Below are 19,092 nucleotides of genomic sequence, written 5' to 3'. Positions count from 1 at the left end.
TCGCGGTGTTAGAACTGGGGATATGGGCAAGAAAACCGCACCTGTACTGCGCAAGCTGCTTGCACCCGCCATTGGCGGGGCGCTGGCGCTGGTCGCGGCTCCGGTGGTCGGCGCCGCCCTGGTCGAAGCGACCGCACCTACGCTTGTTTCCGGGGCCGACGCCAAGGGCACCCGCTTCACGCCTGCCACTGTCGATCCCGAACTCGCCCGCCGCGTGGCTGAACGCTACGCCGCCCGTCGCGAGGCATTGCCTTTCACGCCTGCCGCCGGGAAGGCTGTCTCAGACCGTACGGTGACGGTGGCCGTCCGCCTCGACGATGATTCGGCGCGCGCGATCTCGATTCGCTCGGCCATCGATTCGGCGCGCAGCGAACCGGGCCGCCGCGATGTCGCGGTCGCCCCGTCCGCCTTCGACCTTGGCGTGGCCCGCGGCTACCAGAGCTTCACCAAGCCGGTGGCCGAACTGCCCAAGTCTGTTTCGAAGATTACCATGCCGGACCTCTCCGAATTCCGCCCCTCGCAGGGCGTGAAGGATGAACCGAGCCGGTTCCAGCCGCGCATCTCGGTCGATCAGGAACGCACCCCCGGGCGCGCGCCGCGCACGCTCGAAGGGCGCGGAGAGCGTCAGCTCGATCTGGGCGGCGCATACCGCGTCACGCGTAACCTGGATGTGACCGCCGGCGTGCGCCTGTCCGAGGAACGCGACCGGCTGACCCCGCTGACCGACGGCGCGGAAGACAGCCAGTCGGTCTATATCGGCACGCAGCTGCGCTTCTGATTGCGCCCGGCTGCACCCGCCGCCGAAAAAAGCTCCTCCGCTCCCGTTTTGCTTTGCCCGCGCCTGCGGCTGACGCTACGTCTTTGTTCAAAGACTTGAAAAGCAATGGGAGGATTGAGGATGGCACGAGTTGCAGTCGTGACGGGGGGCACGCGCGGGATTGGCGAGGCCATCAGCCTTGCCCTGAAAGAACAGGGCCGCACGGTGATTGCGAACTACGCGGGCAATGATGAACGCGCGAAGGAATTCTCCGCGCGCACCGGCATCACCGCGATGAAGTGGGATGTGGGCGACCACGAAGCCTGTCTCGAAAACTGTTCGCGCATCACCGAAGAACACGGACACGTCGAAATCCTCGTCAACAACGCCGGGATCACCCGCGATGGCACGCTCGCCCGGATGAGCTTCGACGACTGGAACGAGGTGATGCGGGTCAACCTGGGCGGCTGCTTCAACATGGCCAAGGCATGCTTCCCGGGCATGCGCGAAGGCAACTGGGGCCGGATCGTCAATATCGGCTCGATCAACGGGCAGGCCGGCCAGTACGGCCAGGTGAACTATGCCGCCGCCAAGTCCGGTATCCACGGCTTCACCAAGGCGCTGGCGCAGGAAGGCGCGCGCTTCGGCATCACCGTCAACGCGATTGCCCCGGGCTATATCGATACGGATATGGTCGCCGCCGTGCCCGACAACGTGCTGGAGAAGATCGTGGCGAAGATTCCCGTCGGCCGGCTTGGCCAGGCAGAGGAAATCGCCCGCGGCGTCGCCTTCCTGACCGCAGACGATGGTGCCTTCGTCACCGGATCGACCATGAGCATCAATGGTGGCCAGCACATGTATTGAGGCGCCGCGGCGCGCCCCCGTGCGGCGCCGACGGTATCGCCAGCTGCAGGATCATGCGGAGCGCCTTCCATGTTCAGACTTTTCCTGGCGGCATGCGCGGTCTCGCTGATCGGCACGGCTGCCGCGCCCGCGCATGCCGGCCCGGTCTCCGATCGGGTCTATCAACCCGTCCCGCTATCCCAGACCGAGGTGGAATTTCGCGGTGAGCCGCCTTTGCCGATTCAGGCGAAGACGCGAGACGGGCTCGAGCTGGAAGGCGCGTTCTGGCCGCCAGAAGAGGGCATCGACCAGATTGTCGTGGTGTTCCACGGCAACGGCTACAACCACCTCGTATCTGCCTATCGCGCCGAGCCTCTGCGCATCGGGGGGCGCGGCGTGCTGGTCGCCTCCTATCGCGGCTATGGCGACAACCCGGGCACTCCTTCGGAAGGCGGGCTCTACAGCGATGCCGAAGCGTGGATCGCCAAGGCACGCGAGCTGAGGCCCGACGCACGGATTTATCTCTTCGGTTTTTCGCTGGGCGGCGCAGTCGCCCTGCAAATGGCGGCGCGTGACGATTTTGCCGGCGTGGCAACGATGGGCGCGTTCACCCGTCTGCGCGATGCCGCACCGCTCCTTGCGCGGCCGTTCATCAAGGAACGCTACGACAATCTCGCCTCGATTGCTCTCGTGACAGAGCCTGCGCTGCTCCTGCACGGCACGAGAGACGGGACGGTCGATCCCAAGATGGTTGAGCGGCTGGAAGAAGCGGGCGGGCCAAACATCACCCGGATCAATCTCAAGGGAGGCGGCCACTGGGTCCCGCTCGATTCGATTGCGGGCGGGATCTGGCAACAGTGGGAAGCGGCGGAAGCCCTTGCGCCCGGCGATACGCCGATGGCTCCGTGAGTTACCACCCACCCGTAAAACGCTCGGTCGAGATCGCCGGCCACAAGACCAGCATTTCGCTGGAGCCTGTCTTCTGGGACTTGCTGCGCGAGTTGGCCGAACAGCGCCGCGTACCGATAAATGCCATCGTCGCGCAGATCGATGTTGCACGGCTCGAAGCCGACGAGCCGACCGGGCTCGCCAGCGCCATCAGGCAATTCCTCGTTGCCGAGGTGAGGAGCGGGGCCGGACCGCAAGGCCCGCCCCCGTCCGACTAGCTCAGTACTTCGCGGTTGCGTCGCTGGCCGGGAAGGTCTCGTCGAGAGCTTCGTCGGTCTCGCTCATCTTGTCGCCCTTGGTGGCCGTTGCGCCCGAACCGGCTTCGCGGAAGGCACCTTCGGGCTGACCTTTGGCGAAGGCCACGCCGTTCTCGTCCTTGCGGTCCTTGTAGGCCTTGTAACCCAGGTAACCGAGGCCACCCAGGATTGCGGTGCGAATCAAACCCATCTCACGTCTCCAATAATCGTTCTATCTGGCGAACGAAGGAGCGCGGCTTTGGGTCCTGCGCAGGCGTGCTATTCGTCGCCGACCCGCTCGATTTGTGCGCCGATCGCCTGCAGCTTCTCCTCCAGCCGCTCGTATCCGCGGTCGAGGTGGTAGATGCGCCGGATCTGCGATTCGCCCTTTGCCGCAAGCGCCGCGATCACCAGGCTCATCGAAGCGCGCAGATCTGTCGCCATCACTTCCGCGCCGGTCAGCCCCTCGACTCCCTTGACGATGGCGGTGCGCCCCGAAACCTCGATGTCGGCGCCCATCCGCTTGAGTTCGGGCACGTGCATGTAGCGGTTTTCGAAGATGGTTTCGGTCAGGACGCTCGTGCCCTCGGCCACCGTCAGCAGGGCCATAAGCTGGGCCTGCATGTCGGTCGCCAGGCCGGGATAGGGCGCTGTCGAGAGGTTGGCTGCGCGCAGCTTGCCGTCGGCAGCAATATTGACGCCCTTGGCATCGCTTTCCACGTGGACGCCGATATTGCGCAGCGCGTGCAAGGTGGCCGACATATCGTCCGCCTTCGCGCCTTCGAGCCGCGCGTCGCCCCCGGTGATCGCGGCGGCGCAGGCATAGGAGCCTGCCTCGATCCGGTCGGCCATTACCTTGTAGGTCGCACCGTTCAGCCGCTTCACGCCATGGATGACGAGGTCGGACTGGCCGATATTCTCGATCTCGGCCCCCATCGCCACCAGCAGGTTGCACAGGTCGACGATCTCGGGCTCGCGCGCGGCGTTGCGCAAAGTCGAAGTGCCGTTGGCGAGCACCGCCGCCATCAACGCATTCTCGGTCGCGCCGACCGAGACCACGGGGAAGTCGAACTCGCCGCCCGGCAGGCCGCCGTCGGGCGCATGCGCGCGGACATAGCCCTGCGCCAGCTCGATCTCCGCCCCCAGCGCTTCGAGCGCGGACAGGTGCAGGTCGATCGGACGGTTGCCGATGGCGCATCCGCCGGGCTGCGAGACCGTGGCCACCCCTGCGCGTGCCAGCATCGGCCCGAGCACCAGGATCGATGCGCGCATCTTGCGCACCAGATCGTAGGGCGCGGTGGTCGAGGTGAGGCGGGTGGCTTCGTAAGTAACCACCCGGCCGAAATCTTCCGGCTTGGTCCCGGCAATGTTCACCGACACGCCGAACTGCGTCATCAGGTGCTGGAAGCTGTCGATATCCGCCAGCCGCGGCAAGTTGCGCAGCGTGAGCGGCTCGTCGGTCAGCAGCGCGCACGGAATGAGGGTCAGCGCCGCGTTCTTGGCGCCGGAAATCGGGATGGTGCCGGAGAGCCTCTGCCCTCCCGTAATGCTTAGCTTGTCCATCCCAGAGCGTTTAGCGGGCATGCGCGGCAAGACAAGTCGAAGCCCGCATCGGCTGACTCTCCTCGACTAATGATTGCTAGCTTCCCGGGCCCGCCATTGACCGCCCTCCCAGCGGCCATCATACTCGCAAGCCATGGCGCACAAACCGATCAAGAAAGCCGTTTTCCCGGTCGCGGGGCTCGGCACCCGCTTCCTTCCCGCAACCAAGGCCATTCCCAAGGAGATGCTGGCGATCGTCGACCGTCCGCTGATCCAGTATGCGGTGGACGAGGCGCGCGAGGCGGGAATCGAGCAGATGATCTTCGTCACCGGTCGCGGGAAGACAGCGATCGTCGAACATTTCGACGTCGCCTTCGAACTCGAACAGACGATGGAGGAACGCGGCAAGGATCTGGCGATCCTCGATTCCACCCGTGCGACTCCGGGCGACATCATCACCGTGCGTCAGCAGGTCCCGCTGGGCCTGGGCCATGCGATCTGGTGCGCGCGCGCGATCGTGGGGGACGATCCTTTCGCGATCTTCCTGCCCGACGAGCTGATGATCGGCCGGGAAGGCAGCTCGGGCTGCATGAAGCAGATGGTGGACGCTTACGATAAGGTCGGCGGCAATCTGATCAGCGTGCTCGAGGTGCCGCAGGAAACCGTCTCCAGCTACGGGGTGGTCGACCCGGGCAAGGAAGACGGCTCGCTGACCGAAGTGCGCGGACTGGTCGAGAAGCCGCCGGTGGCCGAGGCGCCCTCGAACAAGATCATCTCGGGCCGCTACATCCTGCAGCCCGAGGTGATGCGCGTGCTGGAAACGCAGGGCAAGGGCGCGGGCGGCGAGATCCAGCTGACCGACGCGATGGCGCGGATGATCGGGCAGCAGCCCTTCCACGCGGTCACCTTCGACGGCGCCCGCTACGATTGCGGCAGCAAGGTCGGCTTCGTGGAGGCGACCCTGGCGCTGGCATTGGAGCGCAAGGATATGGGCGACGAAGTGCGCGCAATGGCGAGACGGCTGCTGGCCGACTAGGCGCGCTCAGCCAGACTGCGTCTCGGCGAGCCGGGCATATTCGTCGCGCAGTTCGCGCTTGTAGAGCTTGCCATTGGCCTCGCGCGGGAGATCGGGCCGGAAGTCAAACTGGCGCGGCATTTTTATCCGGCTGAGCTGCGGCTCCAGGTAGTCGCGCAGGGCCTGCTCCATCGCATCGCCCGCCTGGTCCATATCCGCCGGCTGCACCACCGCGACCACACGCTCGCCCAGATCGTCGTCGGGCACGCCGATCACCGCCGCATCGAGCACGTCGGGGTGCGAAACCAGCAGGTCCTCGATCTCCTGCGGATAGATGTTCACCCCGCCGGAAATGATCATGTGGCTCTTGCGGTCGGTCAGGAAGATGAAGCCATCCTCGTCGATATGGCCGATATCGCCAAGCGTCATCCAGCCCTGACGGTTCATGGCATCGGCCGTCTTGTCCGGATCCTTGTGATAGCTGGGCAGGACTTCGTTCTCGAAGAACAGCAGACCCGTCTCGCCAGGCGGCAGCTCGGTGCCATCCGGCCCGCAGACATGCGCCTTGCCGTAGATCATGCGGCCTACCGTGCCGGGCTTCGCCAGCCATTCCTCGCTCTTCACCAGCGACATGCCGATCCCTTCGGACCCGGCGTAATATTCCTGGATGATCGGCCCCCACCATTCGATCATCGCCCGCTTGATCGGCACCGGACACGGCGCGGCGGCATGGATCGCGCGCTGGTGGGTGGAAAGATCGTAGCGCGCCCGTTCCTCCTCGGGCAGCCGCAACATGCGCACGAAATGGGTGGGCACCCACTGGCTATCGGTCACGCCATACCGCTCGATCGCGGCGAGCGCGCCTTCGGGCGTGAATTTGTCCATGATGACAACGGTCCCGCCCAGCCGGTGCGCCGTGCTGCACCAGCCGAGCGGCGCCGCGTGGTAGAGCGGTGCGGGCGAGAGATAGACCATGCTGCCATCGGCGGGCATGCCCACGCCCATCGTCGCCAGCCCCACCAGCGGGTTGGGCGCGGTGATATCCTCGCTCGGCGGAGGGGCCGGCTTGATGCCCTTGGGTCGCCCCGTCGTGCCGGAGGAATAGACCATGTACTGCCCGGGCACCGGGTCTTCCACCATCTGCGATGACTGGCCGGACACCTCAGCGGAGAAGGCGTCGCTATCGACATCGACGATCCGAAGATCGGGCATTGATCGCGCCAGCTCCTGCGTCACATCGGCGTAAGTGCGCGACGTGAGCAGCAAGGAGCATTCGGCATCTTCGAGAATGTAGGCGATCTCGGGCGCGGTCAGCCGGGTGGATACCGGCACCAGCATCGCACCGATCCGCTGGGTCGCCCAGAATATCTCGAGATAGAGCGGCCGGTTTTCGAGCAGCAGGCCCACGCTGGTCCCGCGTGTGACTCCCTGCGCGCGCAGCCAGCGCGCGATGCGATTGGCCCGGGCCTCCAGTTCGCCATAGGTGACGGTAGTACCGCTGGCTGCGTCTATAATGGCCGCGTGGTCGGGCCGCGTGGCCGCGTGTGTAATCGGATGCATGTCTCTCTCCCGTTCGCCAGTTTCGGGAAAGTGCGTGCGTCGCGCAAGAAAAAAGGCGGCGCCGAAGCACCGCCTTTCACATGAAGTTCAAACGGATTGCGGAGGACTTATTCGTCGCCGCCGCCGCCCATGCCGCCGGGGCCCATGGCCAGACGGAAGGCTTCCTGCGCTTCGGTTTCAACCATGAAGGGACGCGGATCGACCGCTTTGCCGTCGATGCGCACTTCGTAGTGGAGGTGCGGGCCGGTCGAGCGGCCGGTCGAGCCGACATAACCGATCAGGTCGCCCTTGCGCACTTCCTGCCCGTCGGCGACGATGATGCGCGACAGGTGGGCGTAGCGGGTTTCGATCGCGTTGCCGTGGCCGATCTGGATATAATTGCCGTAGCTGCCGAAATAGTTCGCACGCTCGACGGTGCCGTCGGCGGTCGCGTAGATCGGCGTGCCCGAGGGCGCGGCCAGATCGACGCCGTTGTGATTCTTGCGCTTGCGCAGCACCGGGTGGTTGCGCATGCCGTAGCCACTGCTCATCCGGGCATTATCGACCGGCATGCGCGAAGGCACGGAAACCGTCGGCAGGGCAACGGCGGGTTCGGGGCTGCGTTCGATGTCGAGATTCTGCCAGCTGGCGAAGAGCTGACGGAACTGGGTGTCGCCATTGCCGAGCGGGCTCTGCGCTTCCTTGGCCGCGTCAGAGACGTCGACCGCGGCGGCGGCGCTGGTGTTGGCGTGTGCGGGCATGGCGAAAGTGGCAATTGCCGCGGTGCAAAGAATGGTGGCGCGGCTGAAAAGTCGATCAGTGGTCAGCAAGATGTCCGTCCCTCTGTCGGCGGCGGAGCAGGTTGCTCCGCTGGTTCCGATCCCAAGCGCGTTCGCGATCCCATCGCGCGCCGAGACCCCTCGTTTGCGGCGGGAACCTTCCCCGCCTTCGTCTGTTAGAGGATTAGGCGGGCCTAGGTTAAGACCACAAGCGCTTCCTGGCGCTACCGCGATAAACCGCCTGCGGAACGGGTCGAGTCGTTGAATGGCGGCTTAATCATCTCTGGAAAACGATGGTTAACAAGGGGCTGCGCGTGTTTTCACGCCCGGCTCCAGCGACGAATCCCATCGCTTTGCCGTGCGGTGAAGCTCCACGCGATACGGCGCACCCGCCTCCGTCATGGCTGCTTTGCGGCCTCCAGCACTTCCTGCGCATGGCCGTTCACCTTCACCTTGGGCCAGATGCGCGCGATCGTGCCATCGGCATTCAGCAGATAGGTACTGCGGACCATGCCCATGAAGGTCTTCCCGTACATCTTCTTCTCGGCCCATACGCCGAGCTCGTCCGACAAGCCGTTTTCTTCCGCATCGGTCGCCAGATCGACCGTGAGATCGTGCTTGGCGATGAAGTTCTGGTGCTTCCTGCTCGAATCCTTGCTGATGCCGAGCAGGGCGACGCCTGCTTTCTCGAATTCGGGCTTCAACGCGGAGAAATCCTTGGCCTCGGTCGTGCAGCCGGGCGTGTTGTCCTTCGGGTAGAAGAACAGCACCAGCTTGCGGCCGCGATAGTCGGACGGTTTCACCTCTTCACCATCATGCCGCACCATCGCGATGTCGGGCATGGTGTCGCCTTCGCCAATGCTCATTGGTCAATCTCCAGTTTCTCGTCGAATATGTCGTGCCAGCTGCGCGCCACTTCCTGCCGTGCCTGTTCCACCTTGTGCAAGAGCGCGCCGGTATCCTCGCAACCGCATGCGCTGGACAGCGCCGCTCCCGCAGCGCCGGGCGGGACTTCCAGATCGGGCGCGAGCAGCCGGGCCGCCACGATCAGGCGGGTGAGGAAATCGTGCGCGTCGGCGAAGGCGCGGGGCAGGTGGCCCGCGCGCACCAGCGTATCGCATGCACTCGACAGGCGCGGATCGAGCGCGACGTGATCGCGCAGCTGCAGGAAGTGAAGGATGAACTCGATATCGACCAGCCCGCCCCGCAGCAGCTTCACATCGAGCGGGCCTTTGGCAGGCTTGTGCGTCGCCATCTCGCCGCGCATCCGCAGGACATCGTCGCGCAAGGTGGCCGCATCGCGCGGGGCGCACAGCACCTCGCGGATAATGTCGTCCACATCGGCCCGCGCCGCGTACGAGCCTGCGACCACGCGCGCGCGCGCGAGCGCCATATGCTCCCACGTCCACGCCGATTCGCGCTGGTAACGGGCGAAGCTCTCCACGCTGACGGCCAGCGGCCCCTGCGCGCCCTGCGGCCTGAGCCGGGTATCGACATCGTAGAGCGGCCCCTCGGCGGTCGGCACGCTGAGCGCCGCGCTGACCCGCTGCGCGAGCCGGTTGAAATAGCGGGTGGCACCCAGAGGGCGTTCGCCATCGCTTTCCGCGGTGTGATCGCCGGTAAACAGGTAGATGATGTCGAGATCGGATGCGTGGGTCAGCGCTTCGCCGCCAAGCCTGCCGAGCCCGAGGATGACCAGCTCGCTGCCTTCCACCCGTCCGTGCGTGCGCTCGAACTCGGCGACGGTGCCCGCCAGCGCCGCCTGCATCGCGGCCTCGGCCACGGTCGCAAAACCGCGGGCGATATCCAGCGGATCGTGCACGCCGCCAATCAGCTGCACGCCGAGCGCAAAACGCTGCTCGCCCGTCACCACGCGGATACGATCGAGCAGGGCCTCGTAATTGCCGTGCGGTTCGGCGCGCATCATCCTGCGCCGCAGGTTCGGCACGTCTTCCGGCAGATCCAGAGCCGACCGGTCGATCAGCGCGTCGATCAGCGCCGGGCGCAGCGCAAGATCGTTGGCCAGCGGGGGCGCCAGCGTGATGATCGCGAGGAACTGGTCGAGCAGCGCGGGCCGCGCCTCCAGCAGGCGGAACAGGTTGATCCCGCTCGGCATCGCGTCCAGCAGCCGTTCGAGGCGCACCAGCGCACGGTCCGGCTCGGGCGACTGGGCAAGACCTTCCAGCAGCCTCGGCAGAAGCCGGCGAAAGGCGGTCTGCGCATCGGTGCTGCGCAGGGACCGGTAACGTCCGTCGAGCCAGCCAGCGACCCGGTCTGCCAGGTTATCCTGGGTCGCAAGCGGGCTGTTGCCCACCATTTCGCGCACCGGGCGTTCGCTGGGCGGCTGGTTCTCGCTCGTCGTCAGCAGCCCGTCGAAAGCCCTGGCCGTGGCCGCCATGTGGGGTTCGAGGTCCGCAAGAAGGCTTGCCCCGTCGGCAAAGCCGTCCAGATGCGCGAGCCGCTCCAGAGCATCGCCCGAAGGGATCGTGTGGGTCTGCCGGTCCTCCAGCATCTGGATGCGGTGCTCGGCCACGCGCAGGCGTGCATAGGCGGCGGCGAGCCTGCCTGCCGTCTCCTCCGCTATGATGTCCGCCCGGGCCAGCGCGAACAGCGCCGCGCGGGTATCGCTGCTCCTCAGGCGCGGATCGCGTCCGCCGTGGATCAGCTGGTGGGTCTGCGCGAAGAACTCGATCTCGCGGATGCCGCCGCGCCCGCGCTTGAGATCGAAGCCCGGTCCCAGCTCCGGCTCGCCGCTATAGGCCTCGCGGATGCGCAGGCGCAGTTGGGCAATATCGTCGATCGTGCCGAAATCCACGCTGCGCCGCCACACGAAGGGGCGGATCGTGGCGAGGAACCGCTCCCCGCGCTCTATATCGCCCGCGGCCGAGCGCGCGCGGATGAAGGCCGCACGCTCCCAGGCGAGTGCCGCGCTCTCGTAGTGGGAAAGCGCTGCGTTGACGGACACCGCCAGCGGCGTGATCTCCGCCGCCGGGCGCAACCGCAGGTCGACCCGGAAGACGTAGCCTTCCTCCGTATGGTCGGACAGAAGCCGCAGGATGTCGCGCGCCATGCGCTGCGCGGTGTCCGCTGGCCCGGACCGCTCCCCCTCGGCCAGCACATCGGGATCGAACAGCAGGATCGGATCAATGTCCGAACTGTAGTTCAATTCGCGTGCGCCATGCTTGCCCAGCGCGATGGCGAAGAAGCCGTCCACGCTGTCCAGCTTGGTGCGCTTGCGCGCCGCTTCGGCAATCGCCTGACCCAGCGCGCGATCGGCGAAGGCGGACAGGCGCTGGATCACGTCGTCGAGCGAATAGGCGCCCGCCAGATCGGCGATGGCCAGCGTCAGCGCAAGAGCCAGCCGCTCGCGCCGCAGGGCTACGCCCTGCTCCGCCCCGGCGCCTGCCTTTGCGCAATAGTCGAAGGCTGCGTCCACATCGCCCGCGCGCAGAAGGTCCGCCAGTTCAGGCAGCCGATCGAGGGTGCGGGCCAGGAAGGGAGCATTCGTCCTCGCCCTCGCGATCGCTCCTGCCCAATCGTGATCGTGCCCGGATGCCATGGGGGCGCCCTGCCTGCCCCATCTCGGGATGGCAAGCGCGATGGCAGGTCGATCAGGGCCCCGATTACTTGCCCTCGCCCGCCGGGTTTGCAACAAGCGCCGGAATTGGGAAACCCGGAGATATCCAAGCCATGAAACGCATCCTTGCCGTGGCCACACTCGCTTTGAGCCTGGCTGCCTGCGACGCCGCCGTCCTTTCCGGAGGTTCGGAAGACGACGCACTCGATATTCCGGAAGTCGCCGATGGCGATATCTCGCAGGAAACGATGGTCGACCTCACGCGCGAATTGTCGAGCGACGAGTTCGAGGGCCGCATGCCCGGGACCGAGGGCGGGCGGATGACGGTCGATCTGCTCAAGACCCGGTTCGAGGAAGCGGGGCTGGAGCCCGGCAACAACGGCTCGTGGGTGCAGGACGTACCGCTGGTCGAGATTACCGGCAGCGATTTCGCACCGCTGTCCATCACCGGGGGCGATGCCAGCGGCATGGCGTTCGAATATGGCAAGGACTGGGTGGGCGTAAGCTACCGCGAGACGCCGCGCACCCGGATCAACGACAGCGAACTGGTCTTCGTGGGCTACGGCATCAACGCGCCGGAGCGCGACTGGAACGACTATGAAGGGCTCGACATGGAGGGGAAGACCGCCGTCATCCTCGTCAACGATCCCGACTTCGACAGCGAAGACCTCGAAGGCACTTTCAACGGCAAGGCGATGACCTATTACGGCCGCTGGACCTACAAGTTCGAGGAAGCCGCGCGCCAAGGCGCCGCCGCCGCGCTCATCATCCACGAGACCGAACCGGCGTCCTACGGCTGGAACGTGGTCGAAAGCAGCTGGTCGGGCCCGCAGGCCTATCCGCAGCGGGGCGAGGACGCGCCTGCGCCCACCAAGATGAACGGCTGGATCCAGAACGGCGTTGCGGAGCAGATCTTCGAGGCGGCTGGCAAGGATCTCGGCGAGTTGAAGGACGCGGCGAAGAAGCAGGGCTTCAAGGCCGTAGCCCTGGGCCTCGACGCTTCCACGAGCTTCGAGAACGAATCGCGTGAATACATGTCGCAGAACGTGATCGGCATTCTGCCGGGCACCAAGCGCCCCGGCGAATACGTGCTCCACACCGCTCACTGGGATCACCTGGGGCGCTGCAAGCCCGCCGACGATGGCGACGATATCTGCAACGGCGCAGTCGACAATGCCACCGGCACGGCGGCGCTGGTCGCGCTGGCGGAAGCCCATGCCAAGGCAGGGGCCGCAGATCGCAGCCTCGTGTTCCTGGCGGTGACGGCCGAGGAGCAGGGGCTGCTCGGATCGTCCTATTACGCGCAGAACCCGGTCTTCCCGCTGGACCAGACCGTGGGCGGCGTGAACATGGACGCGTTCACGATCGCAGGCCCATCGCGCGATGTGACGGTGGTCGGCCCGGGCAAGTCGCAGCTCGACGAATTTCTCGAGGCAGCGCTTGAGGCCGACGGACGGGTGGCAACGCCCAACCCGAGCCCCGAGGCAGGCTACTACTACCGTTCCGACCACTTCCCCTTCGCCAAGCAGGGCGTTCCGATGCTCTATATCGACGGCGGTGAAGACCTCGTCGAGGGCGGGCGCGAAGCAGGCGAGGCGGTGTCGAAGGACTACCGCGACAACCGCTATCACGGGCCCAAGGACGAGTTCGACGAGAACTGGGACTGGTCGGGCGTGATGGCCGACCTGCAGCTCTACTACCGCCTGGGCCGGATGATGGCGATGAGCACCAGCTGGCCCAACTGGGTCGAAGGTGACGAATTCCGCAGCATCCGCGACGAGAGCTGCGCCGCCACCAACGAAGGCTGCTGAGCGACCCCGGGAAAGGCGCCAGGATGAGCGATAGTAACGTGCGGCTCCCCGCCGAGTGGGAGCCGCAGGACTGGCTGTGGATCGGCTTCCCGCACGACCCTGACGAGTGGGACGTGCTGGCTGCGGCGCAGGAGGAAGTCGCCGGCTTCGCCAACGCGGTGGCGGAGAGCGGGCAGGAGGTGCGCCTGCTGGTGCGCGATGCGGCGAACGAGGCGCGAGCCAGATCGCTGGTTTCGGGCGCCGTGACGCTCGAACGGCGCAGCTATGGCGACATCTGGCTGCGCGATACGGGGCCCATCGTGCTCGACCGCGCCGGAATACGCGCAGCCGTGCGGCCGGGCTTCAATGGCTGGGGCGGCAAATACCTGATGGCGGGCGACCAGACCATCGGCGAAGAACTCGCCCGCGATGCGGGGCTCGACCTCGACCGGCCGGACTGGGTGCTCGAAGGCGGGGCGATCGATACCGACGGCGCAGGCACCGTGCTCACGACCGAGCAGTGCCTGCTCAACCCCAACCGCAATCCTTCGCTGACCCGCGAGCAGATCGAGGATCGGCTGGCTAAGGATTTCGGCCTTACCCGCGTAATCTGGCTCCGCGACGGACTGCTCAACGATCATACCGATGGTCATGTCGATAATCTGGCGCGTTTCGTGGCGGCCGGCACGGTGGCGCTGGCCGAGCCGTTCGGCGCGGACGATCCGAACGCGGCGATCTATGCCGATGCGAAGGCGCGGCTCGAAAGGGCGGGGCTGGCCGTCGCGCCCATCCCCTCGCCCGGGCGTATCAGCCGCGGCCCCTTTGTGGAGCCCGCCAGCTACGCCAACTTCCTGATCTGCAATTCGCTCGTCATCGTGCCGGCCTTCGGCGTGCCACAGGATGCAGAGGCGGTTGCGGCCATCGATGCGCTGTTCCCAGACCGTACGGCCGTCGGCCTGCCGATGCGCAACATCCTGGCGGGCGGGGGCGGATTCCACTGCGCCAGCATGCAAATGCCGGTGGCCGGGTAGCACTTTGTTAACCCGCGCAGGGGAGACTGCGCAGCATGACCCGTGCGACCTCCCTCACCCGCAACCTCGACGTCACTGCCGCTGCGCGCGGCATCATCGTTACGTCCTGCGCCCTTGCCCTGATCGTCGCTGAGCGTTTCGTTCCGCTCTTCTAGAGCCGGTCAGAAAAGCTTCGCCAGCGCGGCCAAGGCCGCCGCGGCCAGCACGACCCCCACGAAGATACGCCATGCCCGGTCGGACACGTAGCCGTCCGCGCGTCGCCCAAGCCAGGTGCCGATCAGCACGACCGGCAGCAGCAGCGCGCCGAGCAGAGCCAGCCGCCACTCCATCCGGCCCAGCGCTACGCCCGACCCGATTCCGATCAGCGCCGCGAAGGTGAAGATCAGGATCATGGAGCTTTTGGCGACCTGCCGCGGGATCGCGCGACCCACGTAGTATGGCACAACCGGCGGGCCGGGCATGCCCGCAAATCCGGTGAGGATGCCGGTCGCCGCGCCCGTCAGCCCGGTGGTCAGCATTCCGGGACGTTCGGGTTCGCGCACGGGGAAGAGGATCGCAGCAAAGGCCGAAAGCGCCACCAGCGCGATCAGCAGGCGCGCAAGATCGGGCGGGGTCGCGGCCAGCAGCGCCAGGCCCGGCAAGGTCGTCAGCAGCACCAGGCCGATGATGATCCAGACGCTGCGCTCCGCCTCGCGCAGCAGGCGCGGCAGTTCGAGCCCGCCGATCAGCAAGGCGACCACATTGGTGGTCAGCACTGCCTCCACCGGGCTGAGCGCGAGGGCCAGCACCGGCACCAGCAGGATTGCCAGGCCGAATCCCGCCAGCCCGCGAATGAACGCGGCGACCAGTCCCGTGCCGAGCGCGACCGCCAGCTGCAGCCACGTGAATCCTGCGAGGAGTTCCAAACCTCAGTCGCGCAGGTCGGGCGGGGTTGCGGCTTCGCGCAGCATCGCGACGGCCTCGTCGAGGCTCATTACCTTCTGATCCTTCTCGCCCAGCGTGCGGACGGCGACGGTGCCTTCCTCCGCCTCGCGCTTGCCGACCACCAGCAGGTGCGGAACCTTGGCGAGCGAGTGTTCGCGCACCTTGTAGTTGATCTTCTCGTTGCGCAGATCGCTATCGACGCGGATGCCCGCCGCTTCGAGCTTGCCGACCGCGTCCTTCGCGTAGTCGTCCGCATCCGAAACGATGGTCGCCACCACGGCCTGCGTCGGCGCGAGCCATACCGGCAAACGTCCCGCGAAGTGTTCGATCAGGATGCCGATGAAGCGTTCATAGCTGCCGAAGATCGCGCGGTGGAGCATCACCGGGCGGTGCTTCTCGCCATCCTCGCCGATATAGCTCGCGTCGAGCCGCTCGGGTAGCACGCGGTCACCCTGGATCGTGCCGACCTGCCAGGTGCGCCCGATCGCGTCGGTCAGATGCCATTCGAGCTTGGGCGCATAGAACGCGCCCTCGCCCGGCAGTTCTTCCCAGCCGTATTCCTCGTTCATCATGCCCGCATCGCGCACCGCGTCGCGCAGTTCCTGCTCGGCCCGGTCCCAGTCTTCGTCCGAACCGAGGCGCTGTTCGGGCCGCAGCGCCAGCTTGATCGCGTATTTGAAGCCGAAATCCTTGTAGACGGCGTCGGCCAGCTTGCAGAAGGCACGCACTTCCTCGACCACCTGTTTCTCGGTGCAGAAGATATGCGCGTCGTCCTGCGTGAACTGGCGCACGCGCATCAGCCCGTGGAGCGCGCCGTGCGGTTCGTTGCGGTGGCAGCAGCCCATTTCGCCCAGCCGGATCGGCAGTTCGCGATAGGACGTGATGCCCTGCTTGAAGACCAGAACGTGCGCAGGGCAGTTCATCGGCTTCAAGGCCATCCAGTCGGCGTCCTTCGACACCAGCTCGCCCTCGTCCTCGGTATTGGGCACCTCGTCGGGGATGACGAACATGTTCTCGCGATACTTGCCCCAGTGGCCGGACTGCTCCCACTGACGCGCGTCCATCACCTGCGGGGTCTTGATCTCGCGATAGCCCGCGCCGTCCATCTTGCGGCGCATGTAGGATTCCAGCTGGCGCCAGATGCGATAGCCCTGCGGGTGCCAGAACACGCTGCCGTGTGCCTCTTCCTGCAGGTGGAACAGGTCCATCTCGCGGCCCAGCTTGCGGTGGTCGCGCTTGGCGGCCTCTTCCAGCCGGACGAGATGCTCCTTCAGCTGCTTCTTGTTGAGCCAGCCGGTGCCGTAGATGCGGCTGAGCATCGCGTTCTTCTGGTCGCCGCGCCAGTAGGCACCCGAAACGCGCGTCAGCTTGAACGCCTGCGGGTCGAGCTTGCCTGTGCTGGCGAGGTGCGGCCCGCGGCACATGTCGAGCCAGTCGCCCTGACGGTAGATCGTCAGTTCCTCGCCCTCGGGCAGCTCCGCCGCCCACTCCGCCTTGAAGCTCTCGCCATGGTCCTTGAACCACTGAATCAGCTGGGTGCGGGTCCACACCTCGCGCTCCAGGGGCGTGTCGGCGGCGATGATCCGGCGCATCTCCTCCTCGATTTTCGGGAGGTCTTCCTCGGTGAAGGCGCCACGCTCCGCCGGGGGGGCGAAGTCGTAATAGAAGCCATCATCCGTTGCCGGGCCGAAGGTGATCTGCGTGCCGGGGAACAGGTTCTGCACCGCTTCGGCGAGGACATGGGCATAGTCGTGGCGCGCCAGCTCCAGCGCCTCGTCGACATCCTTGCTGGTGACCAGCGCCAGCTGCGCATCGCCTTCGAAGGGCCGCGTCATGTCGCGCAGTTCGCCGTTCACGCGCGCAGCGAGCGCGGCCTTGGCGAGACCGGGGCCGATTTCGGCGGCGACATCTGCGGGCGTGGAGCCTTCGGGCATCTCGCGCACGGAGCCATCGGGCAGGCTGATCTTGAGCAGTTCGGTCATTGGTTCAATCCATCGGGAAGTCTTGGGAAGGAGCTATGCCTTGCGCCGCGTGGCCTAGGCAAGATCGCTGTCGGCGCAAGCCCTTTGCACCAGCGAGAGGTCGGCCGGGCCCATCGTCGCAAGCTCGCCGGACAGGTTGCGCTCGACATGATCGGCCAGTGCCCGCGCGTCGGCCAGTGCGTTGTGCGGCACTTCGCTGGCGCTCGACGTGCTGAAGCCGGGCAGGTTCAGCAGCAGGCAGGCGAATTGCAAGGGATCGTTGCGCTTGCCGTGGCCGCGCAGCAGCATCCTATTGAAGTGCGCGAGGTCTTCCGGCCAGTCGGCGATGAAGATGTGCGGGCCCTTATCTTTCCTGAGGAATTTCTGCATCTTCTTGACCGCCTGAAGCCGCTCCACCGGCTCCTGCCCGTAATGCGGCACGACATGGTCCTGCACCCACGGCACGATCAGTTCGTGCGCGTGGAGCACCTCGTAGAAATGCGCGCCGTCCTGCCGCACCAGAGCGATGCTGAGCAGCTGGCCGCCAGTGCCGTTGAATTCGGTATCGATGTAATAGCGCATGTTCGCTTTCCCGTTGCGCCGCCAAGCTGGTGCAGGTTCGGGGAAGCCGACGCATCGCCACCCGAACCCGGGTGGCGGCGATCGCGTGTCAGGCCACGACCATCCGCCCCCGGTACCCCGAGGTCGTAGTGGTCGTAGTCGTGGCGATCTTCTGAGCCATGCGGAGGGATATAGCGCGTTTTGGCGCGGGGTCCAGAGATGCGGTTGGCAAGCACGCTTTCTCTTATGGCAAGGTCGCTTGACAATGCGCGTAGGGTATGACAAGTACCCTTTCCATAGCAGAAAGGAAGCTTGACCATGACCCGCAATATCCAAATTCTCTGGGGCGTCCTCATCGTCGTCGTCGCCCTGCTCAACATCGTGGACGTGCTGCCCGACTGGGCGACCTTCGCCGCGGTGCTCTCCCTCCCTCTGATGACCGCGATCGGGTGCCTTACCCGCCGTGCCGACGTGGCGCGCGTTCGCTCCTGAGGCCAAAGCCTCGCCGATACTGACATAGAAAGAAAACCGACCATGAAACGCTCTCTCCTCATCGCCATCGTCTGGGCCGTCGCAATGATCGGCATCGCCGCAGCGGGCCGCACCGATCTGATCCCGGGCGACAATGCCCAGAAACTGCTGGTCGTGATGCCCGCGCTGGCCGTCGCCACCATCGGCGCGGTCGCGGTCCGCTCGCGCTGCGGGGGCCGGGCATGAGCACGACGAAAACAGGTTTGGGCGCCCGCCCCGGCTTGTGGGTCGGGCTGATTCTCGGAACCTGCGGCCTGATCTTCGGCTTGAAGGCGTCCGGCGCGATCAACGATACGACCACGCTGCTCCTCGCCATCGTCCCGACAGCGCTCCTCTTCGCCCTGTTCCGCTCGCTGGCCAACCAGCGCGAGAACCGGTGCGGGAGTACGAGCCAGGCGGGGAAGCGATACATCTTCGGAATCATGGCAACCTCGATCGCCTACGTACTTGGCCTGGGTGTCGCGATGTGGGTGTTTCGCAACCTCGACCCTTCGGTCGAGCTTACCTGGCTGCTCGCGATGCTGCCGATCGCACCGATCCTTGCCATGATCTTCGTCATGGGCCGGTACATCGTGGAGGAGCAGGACGAGTACCTGCGCCATCGCGCGATCATGGCTTCGCTGATCGGGCTCGGCTTCGTGCTCGCCATCGGCAGCTTCTGGGGCTTCCTCGAAACCTTCGAGCTGGTGCCGCACGTGCCCGGCTGGTGGGCGGTGCCGATCTGGGCGATGGGCATGGGGCTGGGCCAGGCGTGGCAAAGCATGCGCCACAAGGTGGGTCCGGTCGATGAAGAATAGGCTCAAGGTCCTGCGCGCCGAGCGCAACTGGAGCCAACAGGCGCTGGCGGACGAGCTGGGCGTCAGCCGGCAGAGCGTCAACGCGATCGAGACCGGTCGCTACGACCCCTCGCTGCCCCTCGCCTTCCAGATCGCCGAGGTCTTCGGCATGGCGATCGAGGAGATTTTCTCGCGCGACTAGACGCCACCGGCGCCGCCCCTCCCCGGCGGCGTTTTGGCTGGCCTGCGCGCCACGCCGCGCGTATTCGATGCCCCTTGCGA

At 66.1% G+C, this 19,092-nt stretch carries 20 protein-coding genes; 11 read left to right on the top strand and 9 right to left on the bottom strand.

Annotated elements, in window-relative coordinates; translation table 11 throughout:
* Window positions 1-22 precede the first annotated feature (22 nt).
* The 4 genes from ADAD_RS0100705 (at window position 23) to ADAD_RS0100690 (ending at window position 2,766) form a co-directional block, all read left to right on the top strand.
* Window positions 23-778 carry a hypothetical protein gene (locus tag ADAD_RS0100705; protein WP_010408118.1) on the top strand — a complete coding sequence of 252 codons (756 nt, stop codon included), beginning with the start codon at window positions 23-25 and terminating at the stop codon, window positions 776-778.
* A 120-nt stretch (window positions 779-898) separates the two neighbouring features.
* Window positions 899-1,621: an acetoacetyl-CoA reductase gene (gene phbB / locus ADAD_RS0100700; protein WP_010408117.1), complete on the top strand. Its 723-nt coding sequence runs from the start codon at window positions 899-901 to the stop codon at window positions 1,619-1,621.
* 69 nt (window positions 1,622-1,690) lie between these two features.
* The gene (locus tag ADAD_RS0100695) at window positions 1,691-2,509 is read left to right on the top strand and encodes an alpha/beta hydrolase (RefSeq protein ID WP_010408114.1); all 819 of its coding nucleotides are present in this window, start codon (window positions 1,691-1,693) and stop codon (window positions 2,507-2,509) included.
* Window positions 2,506-2,766, top strand: a complete 261-nt coding sequence (locus ADAD_RS0100690; RefSeq protein ID WP_010408109.1) for a ribbon-helix-helix domain-containing protein — start codon at window positions 2,506-2,508, stop codon at window positions 2,764-2,766. The genes ADAD_RS0100695 and ADAD_RS0100690 overlap by 4 nt, the downstream gene beginning before the upstream one ends.
* Before the next feature lies 1 nt (window position 2,767).
* On the opposite strand, the gene ADAD_RS0100685 is transcribed toward ADAD_RS0100690, so the two are convergent.
* Both ADAD_RS0100685 and murA read right to left on the bottom strand, forming a co-directional pair.
* Window positions 2,768-2,995 (bottom strand): hypothetical protein, encoded by a 228-nt coding sequence (locus ADAD_RS0100685; RefSeq protein WP_010408107.1) that lies wholly within the window; start codon window positions 2,993-2,995, stop codon window positions 2,768-2,770.
* A 68-nt stretch (window positions 2,996-3,063) separates the two neighbouring features.
* A complete protein-coding gene (gene murA, locus ADAD_RS0100680; RefSeq protein WP_010408104.1) occupies window positions 3,064-4,347 on the bottom strand; it encodes a UDP-N-acetylglucosamine 1-carboxyvinyltransferase in 1,284 nt (427 codons plus the stop codon).
* A 133-nt stretch (window positions 4,348-4,480) separates the two neighbouring features.
* On the opposite strand from murA, the gene galU reads away from it, so the two are divergent.
* The gene (gene galU / locus ADAD_RS0100675; RefSeq protein WP_010408101.1) at window positions 4,481-5,362 is read left to right on the top strand and encodes a UTP--glucose-1-phosphate uridylyltransferase GalU; all 882 of its coding nucleotides are present in this window, start codon (window positions 4,481-4,483) and stop codon (window positions 5,360-5,362) included.
* Window positions 5,363-5,368: 6 nt separating this feature from the next.
* On the opposite strand, the gene ADAD_RS0100670 is transcribed toward galU, so the two are convergent.
* The 4 genes from ADAD_RS0100670 to ADAD_RS0100655 form a co-directional block, all read right to left on the bottom strand.
* On the bottom strand, window positions 5,369-6,901 hold the full coding sequence (locus ADAD_RS0100670; protein WP_010408098.1) for an acyl-CoA synthetase: 1,533 nt from the start codon (window positions 6,899-6,901) through the stop codon (window positions 5,369-5,371).
* Between the two features lie 107 nt (window positions 6,902-7,008).
* A complete protein-coding gene (locus ADAD_RS0100665) occupies window positions 7,009-7,641 on the bottom strand; it encodes a M23 family metallopeptidase (RefSeq protein WP_010408096.1) in 633 nt (210 codons plus the stop codon).
* A 416-nt stretch (window positions 7,642-8,057) separates the two neighbouring features.
* On the bottom strand, window positions 8,058-8,525 hold the full coding sequence (locus ADAD_RS0100660; RefSeq protein WP_010408094.1) for a peroxiredoxin: 468 nt from the start codon (window positions 8,523-8,525) through the stop codon (window positions 8,058-8,060).
* The gene (locus ADAD_RS0100655) at window positions 8,522-11,218 is read right to left on the bottom strand and encodes a bifunctional [glutamine synthetase] adenylyltransferase/[glutamine synthetase]-adenylyl-L-tyrosine phosphorylase (RefSeq protein ID WP_010408091.1); all 2,697 of its coding nucleotides are present in this window, start codon (window positions 11,216-11,218) and stop codon (window positions 8,522-8,524) included. Before ADAD_RS0100655 ends, ADAD_RS0100660 begins: the two co-directional genes overlap by 4 nt.
* A 131-nt stretch (window positions 11,219-11,349) precedes the next feature.
* Between ADAD_RS0100655 and ADAD_RS0100650 the strand changes: the two genes are divergently transcribed.
* Window positions 11,350-13,047, top strand: a complete 1,698-nt coding sequence (locus ADAD_RS0100650; protein WP_010408086.1) for a M28 family metallopeptidase — start codon at window positions 11,350-11,352, stop codon at window positions 13,045-13,047.
* Window positions 13,048-13,070: 23 nt separating this feature from the next.
* A complete protein-coding gene (locus ADAD_RS0100645) occupies window positions 13,071-14,057 on the top strand; it encodes an agmatine deiminase family protein (RefSeq protein ID WP_010408083.1) in 987 nt (328 codons plus the stop codon).
* 161 nt (window positions 14,058-14,218) lie between these two features.
* On the opposite strand, the gene ADAD_RS0100635 is transcribed toward ADAD_RS0100645, so the two are convergent.
* Genes ADAD_RS0100635 through ADAD_RS15295 form a run of 3 tightly spaced genes read right to left on the bottom strand, consistent with a single transcriptional unit; the run spans window position 14,219 to window position 17,524 of the window.
* Complete coding sequence (locus tag ADAD_RS0100635) at window positions 14,219-14,962, bottom strand: sulfite exporter TauE/SafE family protein (RefSeq protein WP_010408078.1); 744 nt, start codon at window positions 14,960-14,962, stop codon at window positions 14,219-14,221.
* 3 nt (window positions 14,963-14,965) lie between these two features.
* Window positions 14,966-16,963: a threonine--tRNA ligase gene (gene thrS / locus ADAD_RS0100630; RefSeq protein ID WP_010408075.1), complete on the bottom strand. Its 1,998-nt coding sequence runs from the start codon at window positions 16,961-16,963 to the stop codon at window positions 14,966-14,968.
* Between the two features lie 54 nt (window positions 16,964-17,017).
* A complete protein-coding gene (locus tag ADAD_RS15295; protein WP_010408073.1) occupies window positions 17,018-17,524 on the bottom strand; it encodes a 3'-5' exoribonuclease in 507 nt (168 codons plus the stop codon).
* A 297-nt stretch (window positions 17,525-17,821) separates the two neighbouring features.
* Here ADAD_RS15295 and ADAD_RS16935 point away from each other — a divergent pair, with 297 nt between their 5' ends.
* From ADAD_RS16935 to ADAD_RS0100605, 4 genes are read left to right on the top strand one after another with little or no spacing between them, the layout of a single operon-like run.
* The gene (locus ADAD_RS16935) at window positions 17,822-17,995 is read left to right on the top strand and encodes a hypothetical protein (protein ID WP_010408072.1); all 174 of its coding nucleotides are present in this window, start codon (window positions 17,822-17,824) and stop codon (window positions 17,993-17,995) included.
* Between the two features lie 42 nt (window positions 17,996-18,037).
* Window positions 18,038-18,220: a hypothetical protein gene (locus ADAD_RS0100615; RefSeq protein WP_010408068.1), complete on the top strand. Its 183-nt coding sequence runs from the start codon at window positions 18,038-18,040 to the stop codon at window positions 18,218-18,220.
* On the top strand, window positions 18,217-18,831 hold the full coding sequence (locus tag ADAD_RS15290; RefSeq protein WP_139020287.1) for a hypothetical protein: 615 nt from the start codon (window positions 18,217-18,219) through the stop codon (window positions 18,829-18,831). The genes ADAD_RS0100615 and ADAD_RS15290 overlap by 4 nt, the downstream gene beginning before the upstream one ends.
* Complete coding sequence (locus ADAD_RS0100605) at window positions 18,821-19,012, top strand: helix-turn-helix transcriptional regulator (RefSeq protein ID WP_010408064.1); 192 nt, start codon at window positions 18,821-18,823, stop codon at window positions 19,010-19,012. The genes ADAD_RS15290 and ADAD_RS0100605 overlap by 11 nt, the downstream gene beginning before the upstream one ends.
* Window positions 19,013-19,092 lie beyond the last annotated feature (80 nt).

Source organism: Citromicrobium sp. JLT1363 (assembly GCF_000186705.1).
GTDB lineage: Bacteria > Pseudomonadota > Alphaproteobacteria > Sphingomonadales > Sphingomonadaceae > Alteriqipengyuania.
The sequence above is the reverse complement of the archived record's forward strand: the minus strand, read 5'-3'. Positions and strand labels throughout refer to the sequence as shown.

Excerpts from the sequence above, each read along its gene's own strand:
- ADAD_RS0100705 (WP_010408118.1), top strand. The coding sequence starts at position 23 with ATGGGCAAGAAAACCGCACCTGTACTGCGCAAGCTGCTTGCACCCGCC.
- phbB (WP_010408117.1), top strand. The coding sequence starts at position 899 with ATGGCACGAGTTGCAGTCGTGACGGGGGGCACGCGCGGGATTGGCGAG.
- ADAD_RS0100695 (WP_010408114.1), top strand. The coding sequence starts at position 1,691 with ATGTTCAGACTTTTCCTGGCGGCATGCGCGGTCTCGCTGATCGGCACG.
- ADAD_RS0100685 (WP_010408107.1), bottom strand. The coding sequence starts at position 2,995 with ATGGGTTTGATTCGCACCGCAATCCTGGGTGGCCTCGGTTACCTGGGT.
- murA (WP_010408104.1), bottom strand. The coding sequence starts at position 4,347 with ATGGACAAGCTAAGCATTACGGGAGGGCAGAGGCTCTCCGGCACCATC.
- galU (WP_010408101.1), top strand. The coding sequence starts at position 4,481 with ATGGCGCACAAACCGATCAAGAAAGCCGTTTTCCCGGTCGCGGGGCTC.
- ADAD_RS0100670 (WP_010408098.1), bottom strand. The coding sequence starts at position 6,901 with ATGCATCCGATTACACACGCGGCCACGCGGCCCGACCACGCGGCCATT.
- ADAD_RS0100665 (WP_010408096.1), bottom strand. The coding sequence starts at position 7,641 with ATGCCCGCACACGCCAACACCAGCGCCGCCGCCGCGGTCGACGTCTCT.
- ADAD_RS0100660 (WP_010408094.1), bottom strand. The coding sequence starts at position 8,525 with ATGAGCATTGGCGAAGGCGACACCATGCCCGACATCGCGATGGTGCGG.
- ADAD_RS0100655 (WP_010408091.1), bottom strand. The coding sequence starts at position 11,218 with ATGGCATCCGGGCACGATCACGATTGGGCAGGAGCGATCGCGAGGGCG.
- ADAD_RS0100650 (WP_010408086.1), top strand. The coding sequence starts at position 11,350 with ATGAAACGCATCCTTGCCGTGGCCACACTCGCTTTGAGCCTGGCTGCC.
- ADAD_RS0100645 (WP_010408083.1), top strand. The coding sequence starts at position 13,071 with ATGAGCGATAGTAACGTGCGGCTCCCCGCCGAGTGGGAGCCGCAGGAC.
- thrS (WP_010408075.1), bottom strand. The coding sequence starts at position 16,963 with ATGACCGAACTGCTCAAGATCAGCCTGCCCGATGGCTCCGTGCGCGAG.
- ADAD_RS15295 (WP_010408073.1), bottom strand. The coding sequence starts at position 17,524 with ATGCGCTATTACATCGATACCGAATTCAACGGCACTGGCGGCCAGCTG.
- ADAD_RS16935 (WP_010408072.1), top strand. The coding sequence starts at position 17,822 with ATGACCCGCAATATCCAAATTCTCTGGGGCGTCCTCATCGTCGTCGTC.
- ADAD_RS0100615 (WP_010408068.1), top strand. The coding sequence starts at position 18,038 with ATGAAACGCTCTCTCCTCATCGCCATCGTCTGGGCCGTCGCAATGATC.
- ADAD_RS15290 (WP_139020287.1), top strand. The coding sequence starts at position 18,217 with ATGAGCACGACGAAAACAGGTTTGGGCGCCCGCCCCGGCTTGTGGGTC.
- ADAD_RS0100605 (WP_010408064.1), top strand. The coding sequence starts at position 18,821 with ATGAAGAATAGGCTCAAGGTCCTGCGCGCCGAGCGCAACTGGAGCCAA.